Genomic DNA, 15,034 nt, shown 5'->3' on the forward strand with positions numbered 1-15,034 from the left:
ATATAAACCTTGTATAAGAGACCTAAGTATTAAATAAATATTTGATTTCATTTTCATGCTCCCTTAGTCAAATTTTAACGTTTCTACCGAATGAATATAATTTTGTTAGTTAATCATAATTCATAACAAGTACAGGTGCTAGTATGGCTGGAAAATCCCTCGGAACACTCACTCTTGACCTGATCGCAAAGACAGGCGGTTTTGTATCAGGGATGGATAAGGCTGAAAGAGCATCCGCTCAATGGAGTAAACAGGTTCAGGACGATGCGAAGAAAACAAGCCTCGCACTGGCAGCTACAGGTGCTGCTGCTGCATCTGCTGCATTGGGTGTGGGGGCTGCTGGATTCCAGTTACTTAAAAGCACTTCCAAGCAAATCGCTGAAACAGACCGCTGGGCAAAGTCCCTTAACATTTCGACCCAAAATCTTTTGGCATGGCAATTTGCAGCTGAGAAAGCGGGCGTTTCTGGGGATCAAATGGCTGATATCTTCAAAGATATTGGCGATAAGATTGGCGATGCAGTTCTCAACCAATCAGGCGAAGCTGTTGATGCATTAAATGCTTTAGGTCTGTCCGCTGAAAAATTATCCAAATCCACGCCAGATCAGCAATTGATGGCGATTGGTGAAGCACTCAGTAAAATCAACACAAACGCCGAAAAAACGACAATTCTAGAGAGTTTAGGTAACGATCTATCAAAACTTCTTCCTCTCTTTGATAATAATAATGATAAGTTGCGACAATTCATTGCGTTGGCTAAAGACTATGGAGTCGCTCCTGACCCGTCATCTATAGATGATTTAATCAAGGTTAATAATATCTTCGAGGATATAGAGGCGCAGGTAAAAGGCCTCAAGATGGAGATTGCTTCAGGTCTAGCAAAAGTAGACTTAACTGAGTTAACAACATCGTTTAATAAGGTTAGAGATGTACTGACTGACCCTAAAGTTATTTCCGGTCTTGTTGATTTGGTTAGTGAGGCTGCACAATTGGCTGGATGGTTAGTTACCATAGCAGCTAAGCTTGGCGAAATAGCATCATTGACCGGGAATAGGTTTGCAGCGCTGAGCGGTAAAATAGATATCAACGACTCTGGAGATGTAGAGGAACGGATAACATATCTTCAGAAGATGCTTGAAAATAGGAATGATATCTATAGTCAAGATAAGTCATTTTTTGCGTGGTTTACTGGTGGAGATGATAGTGTGAAAGCTCTCAATGACGAGCTAACAAAACTATTATCAATACGTGAAAAACTGAAAAGCGAAAAGCAACCAAAATCCACACTCCCTGTCCAACTTGCAACAGTAGGGACTGGCTATGCGCTTGATAAAGACGAAACAAACGGCAAAACGAAGCCTGATTCAAATCTTAAAAAGCTTGAGTCTTCGTTTAAATCTATGGAGACAAGTTATCTTCGTCAAATTGCTCTGATCGATACCACCGGAAAGAAAAGCGCAGAAGTCACAGAACAACAAAAGCTTCAGTTTGATATTGCGGACGGCAAACTGGCTGGACTTAATGAAACTCAGAAGACTCGCCTGGAGCAGCTCGCTACTGAGGTTGATCGCCTCAATTCAGTTAAAAAGGCCAATGAGGAAAATATCAGGCTAGCCGAATATGTTGCGAACCTTCAGCGCGAAAATGCTAACGCTGCAAGCTCCCTCGATGCGGATGTTATCGGCGCCGGGTTAGGGGATAAAGCACGCGAACGAATGCGTGAGCAACTCGATATTGAGCGTGAATTTAACGAGAAGCGCGAAGACCTGCAACGCAGATTCCAGAGTGGAGACATTAAGACCTCTACCGAGTATGACCGCTATAACCAGGAACTCGATAAGGCACTTGCGGTACGGCTTGAAAAATATCGTTCCCATTATGAGGAACTGGACAAAATCCAGGGCGACTGGCTCGCTGGTGCACAGGATGGGCTGGCAAACTGGATTGACACTTCCAGCGATTATTACAGTCAGGTATCGGGTCTTGTGGGCAACACCCTGGATGGGTTGGTTGACAACATGGCGAATGCACTCAACGGGAATAAAGCGGACTGGGCGGACTGGGCCAACAGCGTGCTGAGCGAGCTCCAAAAGGTTCTGCTTAGAGCCATTCTGGTGAATAGCCTCAAGTCTGCCGGTGGTAGTGGGCTTCTCGGTTCGCTTGGCGGGATGTTTGGAGGCGCGTCTTCTGGTGGCAGTACGCCATCTGGTGCCTACGATTCAGCCGCTTCTGGTTTAATCCTGAACGCAAAAGGTGGGGTTTATGATTCCCCTGATCTGAGCAAATTCCGCAATGGAATTGTGAACAGCCCTACGATGTTCGCCTTCGCTAAAGGTGCTGGCTTGATGGGTGAAGCTGGGCCAGAGGCGATCATGCCGCTAACCAGAACCGCAGACGGCTCTCTCGGCGTGCGAATGGTAGATGATGCTGTCTCCTCCGTTAGCGCGGGAGGGAATAGCATTCAACAGACCATTCACCAGCATTTCGCCATTTCCGGTAATGGCGATGCCGCGCTTAAGCAGGCGATGGAGGAGGCTGCCGCTAAAGGGGCCAGAGATGGCGCGAAGAAGGCGCGGCAGGACATGTTGAGTGATTTCCAGACCAACGGGCAGGCCAGGAGGATGCTTGGCGTTTAGTGGTTAACATCGATTTATTTATACGCCGAAAGGCAGGAGGTTATGATGAGTTTTGAAGCCCAAAACAAAACACTACTCAGCAAACAACGTGAATTAATCATGGCCGTTGAAAAAATTGAACGAGACTCCGTAAAACTACATAATGAGATAATCCGTTACCTCCAGGATGTATCTAAAAATAATCATGCGAATCTACTAATCTCAGGAAATACGTCATCTTTGATAAATGATATCGTTGCGTTTGATGAAAGTGATTGTATTAGCCTGACAGGCGTTGGGAAAAATAACATACAAATAGGTGCCATGCTTTTGCAAAAAGCGATTAAGCATGGCTGCTAATTTTCTTGGCTTATCTTACGTAAACTTTATATTTTTGCTCTGATAAGTATGGGGTGGCATTGAGAAATCTCCCTTGAACAGACTTTATTAAATGCTGAAGCATATGAAATAAATACAAAAGATTTCCTTCAGACGAATCTGTATAAATCCAATTGATAGTGGTTTCCCCAAATCTGAACTGGTTGGTGTTTAGTCCTGCGATAAAATTGTCATAATGAATGAAGCCTTTTTCAAGAATGAACAGTGCGTCAAGTGATGGGCTTGCAATGTTAAACCTTGTTTGATTGTTCGGTAAAGAAGGTACAGATATTCCAAGCTCTTGATGTGCTTTATCTACCCAGCTTTGTACAGTTTGCATCTGCTGTGGGCCGTTATATGCAACCAGAAAATTTCTTATTCCCCTACTTAAATTTGAAGCTGAAAATAGCTCCTCAAAGCTTGGGTTTAGAGTTTTTGCATTGTGGGCCGAGTTTATGGATTTTTTCAACTCTTCATATGTTAGAGTTGATTTTATCTCTATTGTCGCAACGACAGATTCAATTAAAAAAGCTGATATAGTATCACTGAAACTGATTTTGGGATATTCATTGCGGTACAGGACAATATCGTATTGATTCCGTTGATCACCGGGTTTGGATTGATGGTCTATTATTTCACCAGTACCAATGGATATATTGCTCGGCAGGTGATCTTTAAGAAATTTGGAAATAAACTCCTCTCTTGGTGTTCCTTTGTGTAAAGAATGACCAGTAATGGCTACTGAAGCTCCCTGAACAGTGAGTAATTTTTCCATATTATTGAAGTGTGCACGTAACATTTTTTCCTCTCTTTGCTTATTCGCCAATGCCCCACCATAGACGAGCTGAGCATCCAACATAACCAGGTATGTAAATCAATAACATCCTGACAAATGATCAGTAGCGCTGCTACGCCAAAAATAATGCAGGAGAATCTATGGCTGCGCTTGAATGGCCTGAAGATGTTTGTCCGGCGTCGCTGACGTGGCGACCGGAAAGTAACACCAAAACATTTCGCTCTCCCTTTAACGGTGCCTCACAGACCGTTCGTTTCCCCGGCACCCGCTGGATCTGCTCCCTGACGTTTAACAACCTTACCGACGATAAATCCCGGCGTATTGATGCGCTGGTGGCCGATCTCGATGGTGAATACGGCAGGGTGAAAATTCGCGACTGGGGACGCGAGGGGAGAACGCCCGCCGGGAATCCGGTGGTTCAGGATGCGAACCAGACGGGGACCCAGCTCAGCAGTAAAGGCTGGACGCCCGGCAAGCTCGTGCTGCGCACCGGAGATTATCTTACCGTCAACGACGAGCTGAAGATGGTCACTGCTGATGTGACCAGTACTTCAACGGGTACCGCAATAATTCCGATTGCGCCGATGCTGCGTACCTCTCCGCCGGTTAACGGCAAAATTGAGGTGGCTAACCCCTATGGCATTTTTAAGCTGAAAGATAACCAGCAGGGCGCGGGTAACCGCGTTCCTGGCGTGTTTACCAGCTACATACTGGAATTTGAGGAGGCGTTTTAATGCTGTATTCCCCTTTTTCAGATTCGATGATCACTTGGCTCTCCCGTGACAGGGTTACCGCGGTGCTGGCGGCCAATGTCCAGTTTGAATCCGGGACCGCTTACGTCCATTCCGGCACCGGCACGCTGATGCTGGGCGGATATGTCTATTACGGCATGGGAACGATGGGCGCCATTGATGATGTCAATGAAACCAACACGACGAGCCCGACGCAGCTCAGGATGACGCTTTCCGGCCTGGACATGTCCCTGTTTGCCAAAACGCTTAATGAGCGCTGTGTCGGGAAACCGGCGGAACTGTATCTGGTGGCTATGGACGACAACGGCGTTGTTCAGGTGGCTGACCTGATTTTTAAGGGGCGGGTATCCGGTACCGGCGCGACGTCGGGGGAGACCAACGCCCTGCAATACACCGTCAGTAACATTTTTGAAGACTGGCAGCGACCGTTCCCGGACCGCTATACCGACGAATCGCATCAGGCCTCCCAGCCAGGCGATCGCATTTTTCGTTACGTCGCACAGATGGCAGAACGTTCTATTTACTGGGGCAGTAAAAAAGATGCGCCAGGATTTACCTATACGTGAGGAAGCATGAAGCATCCAGACTGGCATAACAGATTAATCGCCGTGATAAGGGCCGCTGAAAAGCGGCCTTTTTTATGGGGCGAACATGACTGCTGCCTGTTCGCAGCTGACTGCGCTGAAGCGATGACCGGGGATAATTTTGCCGACGGCTGGCGCGGGACGTATGACAGCGAAACGGGTGCGAAAAAAGCATTGCTGCGCGGCGGCGGATCGCTGGAGAAAGTGCTGGCGAAGTACCTAGATGAGGTACCTGTGAAGATGGCCCAGCGCGGCGATATCGCGGTTGTAGAGAATGCTGGTACCCGGTGCGCCGGGGTGATTTACGGCGGCGCCGTGTGGGTGCCGGGGGAGAATGGGCTGGTTTGTCTGAGGATTAAGCCACTGAGCACCTGGAGGGTTCGCTGATGCCTGCTGCTATTCCAATTGTTGCCACGGTTGCTGCGGGTATTGCGGCGGCAAACGAAGCTTATGCGATTGCCATGGCTATCACTATTGCTGCGCAGGTGGCAACGCAGATGCTGACGAAGAAGCCATCTATTGGCGGTTACCGTGATGTGGCGGAGAGGAAACAGGTTCTGCGCGCGGCTGCCAGCCCGAAAACGGTGGTATATGGCAGGACGGTATCAGCAGGTACGCTTTTCTTCTCCGAAGAGGAAAAAGGCGATCAGACTGATGGCGAATGGCTTCACCTTGCGATCACCCTGGCGGGACACCCTCTCTCCGGTGTGGGAACCATCTATCTCGGTGATGACGATATTGGTTCGTACCCTGATTACGCCACCTACGAAGTACATAACGACCGCCAGACCGCCGATCCGTTTATGCTTCAGAACTGCCCGTCCTGGAAAGAGGACATGATCGGCAAGGGCATTTCCTGGCTACGTGTGTCGCTGAAGTTTAACGCTGAAAAATTCCCCTCAGGCATTCCTAACATCAAGGTCGAGAAAACGGGGCGCAAGGTCTATGACCCGCGCACCGGCCGCACGGAATACAGCAACAACCTTGCACTCTGCGTGCTGGACTATTACCGCAATTACCTGAAGGTGCCGGATGCGGATATCAACTGGGATCAGTTTCAGGAAGCCGCCAACATTTGCGACGAGACGGTAACGAACGGCGACGGAACCACGGAAAAACGTTACACCTTAAACGGTGAGTTCGACCTGAACGAAAACAAAGCCAGCATTCTTGAAGCGATGCTGGCTGCCGGAGCTGGCGAGCCAACGTACATTGCGGGTAAGCACGGCATTCTGGTTGGTGCGTATTATGGCCCTGCAACCGAAGTGATCACCGAAAGTCAGCTGGCCGGCGATATCGAAATCATGCCGGAAGTATCGCAGTCTGAGCGCGTCAACACCATTAACGGTACCTTTATCGATCCTAAGCAGACCTACGCTGAGGCTGATTTCCCGGCGGTGTCTGTCAGCGAATGGGTTGCTGAAGATGGCGTTGAGATTTCGCAGGATCTGAAACTTCGCTTTGTCACCAGTGAGTTTCAGGCTCAGCGCCTGGCAGACATCAAACTGAAGCGCACCCGCATTTCACGCACGATGAATCTCACACTGAACCTGAGCGGCTATCGCTACCGTCCCGGCATGTACGTGAAGGTGAATTTCCCGTCGCTCGGAATCATTAATGTCGAAATGCGCGTGACCGACTGGCGGTTCGGTGTGCAGAACGGGGTGCAGATCACCCTGAAACAGGAGACTGCTGATGTCTGGGGTGATGCAATAGGCAAGCCAATTGAGCGGCCGCCGTTCACGCAGCTGCCATCTGGTGGGGTGGCGCAGCCGCAGAACCTGAAATACACCGTCGAGGAGATTGGGCAGGTGGTTCAGGGCGTGCTGTCCTGGCAGAACATCGGGCAGTTTGTTTACAACAAGGTTGTGATCCGCAAGGCGGGTCAGACGGTGCTCTCTGTTCAGGTTCCGGGTTCCTTTACCCGCCTGACAGGGCTTGTTCAGTCTACCTACACGGCCCACGTCACTGCGGTAAACCAGATGGGGGCAGAGTCGCCGGAGGCATATCTTGAATTCAGCATTCAGGCACCGCCAGCGCCGTCAAGGGTAGATATTGAGCAAAGCTATTTTGCCATCACGCTATACCCGCGCCTGGCAGCAGTGACGAACGTATCAACGCAGTTTGATTTCTGGACGTCCGGCGAAACCAGGCTACCGAATACCAGCACGTCAACGGTTGAAGGCAGGGCAACGCGTGCCGGGATTGGCACCACCTGGAGCAGCCATAACCTGAAGAACGGGCACACCTATTACTGGTATGTCCGCACGATCAACGCGTTTGGTACATCTGCGTTTGTTGAAGTGGCCGCGCTGTGCCAGACCGATACGTCGGGCCTGATTGACGTCATTGACGAGTCTGTCAGGAATTCTGACGCCATGAAAAACGTGGAGAAGGGAGTTGATACCAACCTTGAAGGCATTCTGCAAAACGCGCTGGCGAATAACGGCACGGTGGAACGCCAGTTCCAGCAACTGGGGGAAGTAAATGCCGAAATCATGACGGTCAGGACAACGATCGCCACGGTAGACAAGGCGTTAGCCCAGCTCACCACCAGTGTTAAGTCTCAGTTCGAAAGTGTTAACTCGCAAATCCTCGAGCAGCAAACGGCCATCAGTGATAACACGAAAGCTATCGCTTCCCTTGATACTTATGTTCAGGCAGAGGTTGGAGACCTGACGACGGCGGTTAACCAGAAAATGAACGCCGAGGTGACGAGCAACGGTACAGGCAAGGCTTCATATACCCTGAACCTTGGCATTATCCGTAACGGCGTGAAGTACAACACCGGCTTTGGTATGTCCATTGAGCCTTCTGGTGGTTCTTACAAATCCACGGTTGTATTCGCTGCTGACCAGTTCGGCATCTACTCAGGAAGCGATCCCGGCAACTATGAGGCCGCCTTCTTTGTCTATAACGGACAGGTCTTTATCCGTGACGCGATGATCCAGGACGGCAGTATCACCAATGCGAAAATCGGCAGTTATATCCGCTCGACAAACTTCGCAGCCGGAGTTCGGGGCTGGAACATCGACAAGAACGGCGACTGTGAATTCCACGGCAAACTCTATGCAGACAGCGGTAATTTTGCGTTCAACGGGACCAATAACACGGTCGTTATCAACAATAACGGTATTACCGTCAACATCCCCGGCGGTGGCCGTATCGTCGTTGGTTCATGGTGATTTATGCCTTCAGGACTTTTAATCGATCTCAATGATGGCGGTAAACCGATGGAAATTACCGCCGGATTACGTTGCCCTACATATGGCGGGGCGATATCCGGCGGTATCGGTAACGTGAATACTGCGACAGTTGAGGGTTACGTGGCCGGGTCGAATGTCATTTTCATACCGACCCAGACGGTAATCAGCGACGAGGGGATATTCAAGCTGGACAGCGTCACTATCTCCGGCGCGAACGTCACGCAGAACTGGAGCGGGAATTCAAACCCCGGATTTCCCAATCCGCAGCGCGTGGCGTTCTCCGGCACGCTGTGGCAGATCCTGCCCGTAAGCCAGAACTCAAACGTTGGCCTTCTCGTTCAGAACAGCACCGACTTTACGGCGATCACAACGGCGTCAAGGGTCGGGTACTGCATCTATAAAGCCAGGGTAACTGTCGGTACGTCCGGCTGGGTCACGCCGACCATTGCAGGATTTGATCGCAGTAAATACCTGGTCTGCTGTAAGTGGAACAGCCCTTACACCCTGGACTATGACGGAAACCGGCTGCTGTTTCTGAATGATGGATCAAACACGGAAGACCAGCCCATGATCGGCACAGTTGATGTGATTATTTTTGCGGGTGGCGTTACGCCCGTGGCCGCGAATCCCGGATTCAATATCTATAACGCGGCAGGCCAGTGCACGTTCTCAACGGCGAGAAGGCCATTTGTTTATCTCGGCACTAATTTTGTGCCATCCACATCAGCGCAGACCGTCCCCGGTGGCGGATATGTTCCGGTTGGCCGCTTTGGTCTCAGGGTGCCCAGCTTCGGCGGTGGTCGCATTTATCACTACCATTACGGGCTGGTTATGCAGAATGGCACACTGAGGGCGGGGAGGGGGCTGTATGTCGGCTGGGCTGACAGGCAGCTCGCGAACGCCGGGGTTACGCCGATCTCGCTACCCGTTATCCCCGATATGTACGTCTGAACCTTTTCAGTATTAATACCAACCTCGCTCCGGCGGGGTTTTTTATTGCCTCAAAGGAGCATCTATGTCCGCAGGAACACTGACACTGACCAATAACTCAGCAGCAGTCACCGGCAATGGCACCGCCTTTACCACCGAACTGGTCGCCGGAGATTTTATTGTTGTGACCATCGGCGGTATTCCCTACACGCTGGCGATCAAAACAGTGAACAGTAATACCTCACTGACGCTTGTCAGCAGCTATACCGGACCCACTCAGGCAGGGGCGGCATGGTATGCCGTGCCGCGCGTTGCGATGAACCTTGTTACTGCTGCGCTGGTGGCACAAAGCGCCGAAGCTCTGCGTGGCCTGAACTATGACAAACAGAACTGGCAGCGGTTATTCAGTGCATCGGGAAATATAACCGTTACGCTCCCGGATGGTTCTTCATTCACCGGTCCGTCATGGAACAGTTTTACGGCTGCATTAAATGAAAAAGCTGATAAAGCAAGCCTTGGTAGCGCAGCTGCAAAAGATGCCGGAACAAACTCTGGAAACGTGATGTTGGTAGGCGCATTTAACCTTGGTGCTATTCAGGCGGACGGTCCAACCCTCGATAATATGGACGGGTTAACGCCTACCGGATTTACCTCACATCAAAATGATGGTCTGACTCAGTTGGGCCTGACATCGAATACGGGACTAACTTCCATCATTCTCAATCGGGGCAACAGGCCAACCAGAATACATCAGGCATACTCTCTACGTCGTACCTGGTTTTCATATTACAGCGGGATCGCATGGGCCTATCACGAAGCTTACACGACTGGTAATACGACAAAATCAAGCGATGGTACTTTGAAGGCGGCGTCCCCTGTCGCCCGTATTGTAAAATCCCGTGAGGACTGCCAGCGTGAGGACATTGATTCTGACGGTTTCAGCTGGTGTGGAGGTGGCACTGCCAATGAAGAAGCTGAAGGGATCAAGATTTCAAGACTGGATGTTGGTGTTTATGTCCTGACTGGTTCAGCGGGACTGGCCTCTGAGGGCTGGCAGTTATTGCCACCAATGGACCCTGGCGGCATGGGGGAACTGGGTGTAGTTGAAGCTGAGCAGACAGAAGGCGGTGGGCTGACGATTCGGCTTTTTAAGCGGAAATACATACTCAACGAAGAAGGCGAAATTGTTAAAACGAAAGGGGCTCCTATAGATGTTCCTGCCAACAGCTGGATCGACGTTCGCCTCGATATGCCAGAGGATAGCATCTGGAAAACAAGAGCTTCCGAAGCTTCTCTTGAACTGACAGAGCAGCCTGAGGACATTCAGCCTTAAAAATTAATAGGCGAACCCAAATTGATCTGCATCTCATTTGAAACTACTGTATATAAACACAGTAATAAAGGGAGTGCAGATTATGCCCCGAATTTCAGATATTCAGGCCGCCTTTATTGCGGCCATAGAGCTTAACCCAAAGGGCTACCGCTACCTGAGAACAGACAGCTTTATAGAAAAGTTGCGTGGTTTTAACTGGCACTTCACCCGAGCCGACGCCAATGCATGGATAGAGCGCAATCAGCCAGGCTTCGCTGACAAGACGACAGACGGTAGCGATAACCGGTACTGGATCCTGAGAAACATGGGGAGGGTCCTCTGATGGGATTTGCATCACCTGCGACCGATTACGTCGAACGCCAACTTTCTCCATCCGTTCTGTGCAACATAGGGGCAGAAAGCAGGGTGCTTGAAACAGATGTTGGGTTTGCAGTCATTGAGCCAGCCACGAAAAAAAGGCCAGGAGATGTATTGTTAATTTTGTGCGACGGCCACACGCAGTTTGCAAAACTGATGGGTAAGTCATTGATCACGGATGATGGCGAGGCAATAGAGGGAACCGCTCTGGAAGAGGTGGAAGTGTTGGGCAGAGTGACGTTCTTCATCAATCGTGCATTAGATGATGATTGCCCTGCAATATAGATAAAGTTCCCCATGCTTCACTGACGAATAACCAGCCATAAGCGGCTGGTTTTTTGTGTGGTTTGGTCGGAACGAGAGAATTTTAACCTCCATCCCATGATGGCATCCTAAAGCTCAAAGGAAGTTTTGCATAATCACTTCTTCAAAATCGCATTCCCCAAAATAAAATTTAAGTGAATGAAAAACATGGAGAAAAATGAGGATGAAAATGCAATAAAATCAGCCAGAAAAACAGAGTTAACTGGCTGATTAATAACATTTAATTGGAGGTTGTCGAACTCTGCTTCTGGAACAGTTCCCGGAAGACCGGATAGATGTCATCCTGGTCACGAATATGCTGCATCGCAAAGTTATCAAACATCGCTTGCAGATGCTCATACTCGCGCCACAGCGTCTGGTGGGCGCGACGGGTAATTTCAATGTAACTGTAGTAGCGCACCACCGGCAGGATCTTCTTCGCCAGAATTTCATGACACAGGGGCGAGTCATCCGCCCAGTTATCGCCATCCGATGCCTGGGCGGCGTAGATGTTCCACTGCGCCGGGTCGTAGCGCTCCTTCACCACCTCATCCATCAGCTTCAGGGCGCTCGACACGATGGTGCCACCGGTCTCCTGCGAGTAGAAAAACTCATGCTCATCCACCTCTTTCGCCTGAGTGTGATGGCGGATGTAGACCACCTCCACGTTCTTATACGTTCTGCTCAGGAACAGATAGAGCAGAATATAAAAACGCTTAGCCATATCCTTGGTGGCCTGATCCATTGAACCTGACACGTCCATCAGGCAGAACATCACCGCCTGGCTGGAAGGCTCCGGACGTTTTTCGTAGTTCTTATAGCGCAGGTCGAACGTGTCGATAAACGGTACCCGGTCGATCTTCGCCCGCAGTTCGGCGATCTCTTTTCGCAGGCGCTCCTCTTCCAGTAGTTGCGCCGGTTCGGTGTTTTCCACCACTTTCAGGTTGGTTTCCAGCTCGCGCAGTTCGCGCCGTTTGCCTGCCGTCATCGCCGTGCGTCGCGCCAGCGAGTTTTGCAGTGAACGCACCACGCTGATGTTGGCGGGCACCCCGTTTGCGGTATAACCCGCGCGATGGGTTTTGTATTCGTTGAGCTGACGGTGCTGATTCTTTCTCAGATTCGGCAGGGCCAGATCCTCAAACAGCAGGTCGAGATATTCGTCTTTTGAAATCTGAAAGACGAACTCATCCTGGCCTTCACCGTCCTGGCTGGCCTGTCCCTGACCGCTGCCAGAACCGCCGCCTCCGCCTTGTGGCCGCTCGATTCTGTCATTCTGGACGAAGTGGTCATTACCTGGGTGCACGCGATGGCGAAGGCCGCCACGCCCCTGATGAAACATCGGTTCGCTGATGTCATCGTTGGGGATGGAGACGGATTCGCCGCTGTCGACGTCGGTCACCGAGCGTTTGTTGATGGCCTCGGAGATCGACTGTTTAATTTGCGCTTTATAACGGCGCAAGAAGCGCTGGCGATTCACCGTGCTCTTGTTTTTGCCGTTAAGACGCCGGTCAATAAACCAGGTCATATATCCCCCGTACTGCATTTGCCAACTTGCAGCGTCCGTAAGTGCCGGACATTTTGTTGGCCCGGTAAGCGCGTTACCGGGCACTTGTTTTAAGACGATTTACGCACGCGCAGATACCATTCACAAAGCAGGCGGACCTGTTTGCGCGTATAGCCTTTTTCCATCATACGGTCGACAAAATCGTCGTGCTTTTTCTGCTCGTCGGTTGAGGTTTTGGCGTTGAACGAGATAACCGGCAACAGCTCTTCCGTGTTAGAGAACATTTTCTTCTCTATAACCGTGCGCAGTTTTTCGTAGCTGGTCCAGTTTGGATTGCGGCCGTTGTTATGCGCTCTGGCGCGCAGCACGAAGTTCACAATCTCGTTTCGGAAGTCTTTCGGGTTGCTGATCCCGGCCGGTTTCTCAATTTTTTCCAGCTCTGCGTTCAGGGATTCACGGTCAAACAGCTGGCCGGTATCCGGGTCGCGGTACTCCTGATCCTGGATCCAGAAGTCAGCGTAGGTGACGTACCGATCGAAAATGTTCTGGCCGTATTCGGAATAGGATTCCAGGTAGGCGGTCTGGATCTCTTTGCCGATAAACTCGGCGTATTTCGGGATCAGGTAGCCTTTCAGGAACTCCAGGTAGCGTTCAGCCTGCTCCTGTGGGAACTGTTCACGTTCAATTTGCTGTTCCAGCACGTAGAACAGATGAACCGGGTTGGCGGCCACCTCCGCGTGGTCGAAGTTAAAGACGCGGGAGAGGATCTTAAACGCGAAACGCGTCGACAAACCGTTCATCCCTTCGTCGACCCCGGCGTAATCGCGGTATTCCTGGTACGATTTAGCTTTCGGGTCGGTATCCTTCAGGCTTTCGCCGTCATACACGCGCATTTTGGAGTAAATGCTGGAGTTTTCCGGCTCTTTCAGGCGCGACAGAATCGAGAAGCGCGACAGCGTTTCCAGCGTTCCCGGTGCGCAGGGGGCATGGACCAGCTCACTGTGGTTGAGCAGTTTTTCGTAAATCTTGATCTCCTCGGAGATCCGCAGGCAATAAGGCACTTTGACGATGTACACGCGGTCAAGGAACGCCTCATTGTTTTTGTTGTTACGGAAGGTCACCCATTCAGATTCGTTCGAGTGGGCGAGGATAATCCCGTTAAACGGCAGGGCGGAAATACCTTCCGTCCCGTTGTAGTTCCCCTCCTGGGTGGCGGTCAGCAGCGGATGCAGCACTTTGATCGGTGCTTTAAACATCTCGACGAATTCCATAATCCCCTGGTTGGCGCGGCACAGCGCACCGGAATAGCCGTAGGCATCCGGGTCGTTTTGCGCGTGATGTTCCAGCTTACGGATATCGACTTTACCCACCAGCGCCGAGATGTCCTGGTTGTTCTCGTCACCGGGTTCAGTTTTAGCAATGGCGATCTGCTCGAGGATAGACGGCCACACTTTCACGACGCGGAATTTGGTGATGTCCCCACCAAACTCGTGCAGGCGTTTTGCCGCCCACGGCGACATGATCGTACCGAGATAGCGATGCGGAATGCCAAACTCTTTTTCCAGAATTTGCGCATCCTCTTGCGGATTAAACAGGCACAGCGGATGGTCATTGACTGGGCTGCGCTCGCCGTTGGCGCTCAGCACATAGATCGGCACGCGCTGCATCAGCGCTTTCAGCCGTTCAGCCAGGGAGGATTTACCCCCGCCGACGGGACCCAGCAGGTAAAGGATCTGTTTCTTCTCTTCCAGCCCCTGAGCGGCATGCTTCAGGTAGGAGACAATCTGCTCAATGGCATCTTCCATACCATAGAACTCTTCAAACGCCGGGTATCGGGCGACTACCCGATTCGAAAAAAGACGGGAAAGCCGTGGCTCCAGGGCAGTATCAACCATGTTTGGCTCACCGATAGCCATCAATAGCCGTTCTGCCGCATTGGCATAGGCACTGCGATCTTGCCGACAAATGGTAAGAAACTCCTGCAGTGTGAACTCTTCGTCCTTGGCAGCTTCGTAGCGCTGGCGATAGTGATCGAATATATTCATGGCATGCCGTCCTTTCGTTTTTTAGCACAGGATAAGAGCCGTTCGTATGAGTAGTGGAGGCTCCCGGAAGAGAATCTTTCGCACCTCACTGCCAGAGCAGCAACCTGTGTGCCAGGTCGAAGGCTATGAACCGCAGGGTGTTCAGCAAAACCTCTTCTTAAATTAAAGCGTAGATGGCAATTGCAAAACTTGCATACGGATAAAATCTACTTTCAATGACATATCAATAAC

13 protein-coding genes are annotated in these 15,034 nt (G+C 50.8%); 10 read left to right on the forward strand and 3 right to left on the reverse strand.

The window, feature by feature from the left end; genetic code table 11:
• Positions 1 to 143: 143 nt before the first annotated feature.
• Both INF86_RS16485 and INF86_RS16490 read left to right on the forward strand, forming a co-directional pair.
• Positions 144 to 2,636 carry a phage tail tape measure protein gene (locus INF86_RS16485; RefSeq protein WP_193543727.1) on the forward strand — a complete coding sequence of 831 codons (2,493 nt, stop codon included), beginning with the start codon at positions 144 to 146 and terminating at the stop codon, positions 2,634 to 2,636.
• A gap of 42 nt (positions 2,637 to 2,678) precedes the next feature.
• Positions 2,679 to 2,975, forward strand: a complete 297-nt coding sequence (locus INF86_RS16490; RefSeq protein WP_193543728.1) for a hypothetical protein — start codon at positions 2,679 to 2,681, stop codon at positions 2,973 to 2,975.
• A 10-nt stretch (positions 2,976 to 2,985) separates the two neighbouring features.
• Here INF86_RS16490 and INF86_RS16495 read toward each other — a convergent pair whose 3' ends face one another.
• Complete coding sequence (locus tag INF86_RS16495) at positions 2,986 to 3,792, reverse strand: DUF6602 domain-containing protein (RefSeq protein ID WP_023296818.1); 807 nt, start codon at positions 3,790 to 3,792, stop codon at positions 2,986 to 2,988.
• Between the two features lie 137 nt (positions 3,793 to 3,929).
• On the opposite strand from INF86_RS16495, the gene INF86_RS16500 reads away from it, so the two are divergent.
• From INF86_RS16500 to INF86_RS16535, 8 genes are all read left to right on the forward strand, one after another.
• Complete coding sequence (locus tag INF86_RS16500) at positions 3,930 to 4,523, forward strand: hypothetical protein (protein WP_193543729.1); 594 nt, start codon at positions 3,930 to 3,932, stop codon at positions 4,521 to 4,523.
• The gene (locus tag INF86_RS16505) at positions 4,523 to 5,107 is read left to right on the forward strand and encodes a hypothetical protein (protein WP_193543730.1); all 585 of its coding nucleotides are present in this window, start codon (positions 4,523 to 4,525) and stop codon (positions 5,105 to 5,107) included. The genes INF86_RS16500 and INF86_RS16505 overlap by 1 nt, the downstream gene beginning before the upstream one ends.
• 6 nt (positions 5,108 to 5,113) lie before the next feature.
• On the forward strand, positions 5,114 to 5,512 hold the full coding sequence (locus tag INF86_RS16510) for a hypothetical protein (RefSeq protein ID WP_193543731.1): 399 nt from the start codon (positions 5,114 to 5,116) through the stop codon (positions 5,510 to 5,512).
• Entirely contained in the window at positions 5,512 to 8,310 is a 2,799-nt protein-coding gene (locus INF86_RS16515; RefSeq protein WP_032104564.1) for a DUF1983 domain-containing protein, read from the forward strand. Before INF86_RS16510 ends, INF86_RS16515 begins: the two co-directional genes overlap by 1 nt.
• A gap of 3 nt (positions 8,311 to 8,313) precedes the next feature.
• Entirely contained in the window at positions 8,314 to 9,282 is a 969-nt protein-coding gene (locus INF86_RS16520) for a DUF6453 family protein (RefSeq protein WP_032104563.1), read from the forward strand.
• A gap of 64 nt (positions 9,283 to 9,346) precedes the next feature.
• Positions 9,347 to 10,594, forward strand: coding sequence for a hypothetical protein (locus INF86_RS16525; protein ID WP_063418875.1), 1,248 nt, complete (start codon positions 9,347 to 9,349; stop codon positions 10,592 to 10,594).
• 82 nt (positions 10,595 to 10,676) lie between these two features.
• Positions 10,677 to 10,916 (forward strand): hypothetical protein, encoded by a 240-nt coding sequence (locus INF86_RS22525; protein WP_022650864.1) that lies wholly within the window; start codon positions 10,677 to 10,679, stop codon positions 10,914 to 10,916.
• Positions 10,916 to 11,236, forward strand: coding sequence for a hypothetical protein (locus tag INF86_RS16535; protein WP_022650865.1), 321 nt, complete (start codon positions 10,916 to 10,918; stop codon positions 11,234 to 11,236). The genes INF86_RS22525 and INF86_RS16535 overlap by 1 nt, the downstream gene beginning before the upstream one ends.
• 259 nt (positions 11,237 to 11,495) lie before the next feature.
• Here the strand turns inward: INF86_RS16535 and INF86_RS16540 are convergent, their stop codons facing one another.
• On the reverse strand, positions 11,496 to 12,779 hold the full coding sequence (locus INF86_RS16540; RefSeq protein ID WP_023305941.1) for a YeaH/YhbH family protein: 1,284 nt from the start codon (positions 12,777 to 12,779) through the stop codon (positions 11,496 to 11,498).
• Between the two features lie 89 nt (positions 12,780 to 12,868).
• Positions 12,869 to 14,803: a protein kinase YeaG gene (gene yeaG, locus INF86_RS16545; protein WP_006809140.1), complete on the reverse strand. Its 1,935-nt coding sequence runs from the start codon at positions 14,801 to 14,803 to the stop codon at positions 12,869 to 12,871.
• Positions 14,804 to 15,034 lie beyond the last annotated feature (231 nt).

The organism is Enterobacter cloacae complex sp. I1M (genome assembly GCF_014982425.1).
GTDB classification, from domain to species: domain Bacteria; phylum Pseudomonadota; class Gammaproteobacteria; order Enterobacterales; family Enterobacteriaceae; genus Enterobacter; species Enterobacter intestinihominis.

Excerpts from the sequence above, each read along its gene's own strand:
- yeaG (WP_006809140.1), bottom strand. The coding sequence starts at position 14,803 with ATGAATATATTCGATCACTATCGCCAGCGCTACGAAGCTGCCAAGGAC.
- INF86_RS16535 (WP_022650865.1), top strand. The coding sequence starts at position 10,916 with ATGGGATTTGCATCACCTGCGACCGATTACGTCGAACGCCAACTTTCT.
- INF86_RS16505 (WP_193543730.1), top strand. The coding sequence starts at position 4,523 with ATGCTGTATTCCCCTTTTTCAGATTCGATGATCACTTGGCTCTCCCGT.
- INF86_RS16490 (WP_193543728.1), top strand. The coding sequence starts at position 2,679 with ATGATGAGTTTTGAAGCCCAAAACAAAACACTACTCAGCAAACAACGT.
- INF86_RS16495 (WP_023296818.1), bottom strand. The coding sequence starts at position 3,792 with ATGTTACGTGCACACTTCAATAATATGGAAAAATTACTCACTGTTCAG.
- INF86_RS16485 (WP_193543727.1), top strand. The coding sequence starts at position 144 with ATGGCTGGAAAATCCCTCGGAACACTCACTCTTGACCTGATCGCAAAG.
- INF86_RS16515 (WP_032104564.1), top strand. The coding sequence starts at position 5,512 with ATGCCTGCTGCTATTCCAATTGTTGCCACGGTTGCTGCGGGTATTGCG.
- INF86_RS16500 (WP_193543729.1), top strand. The coding sequence starts at position 3,930 with ATGGCTGCGCTTGAATGGCCTGAAGATGTTTGTCCGGCGTCGCTGACG.
- INF86_RS22525 (WP_022650864.1), top strand. The coding sequence starts at position 10,677 with ATGCCCCGAATTTCAGATATTCAGGCCGCCTTTATTGCGGCCATAGAG.
- INF86_RS16525 (WP_063418875.1), top strand. The coding sequence starts at position 9,347 with ATGTCCGCAGGAACACTGACACTGACCAATAACTCAGCAGCAGTCACC.
- INF86_RS16540 (WP_023305941.1), bottom strand. The coding sequence starts at position 12,779 with ATGACCTGGTTTATTGACCGGCGTCTTAACGGCAAAAACAAGAGCACG.
- INF86_RS16510 (WP_193543731.1), top strand. The coding sequence starts at position 5,114 with ATGAAGCATCCAGACTGGCATAACAGATTAATCGCCGTGATAAGGGCC.
- INF86_RS16520 (WP_032104563.1), top strand. The coding sequence starts at position 8,314 with ATGCCTTCAGGACTTTTAATCGATCTCAATGATGGCGGTAAACCGATG.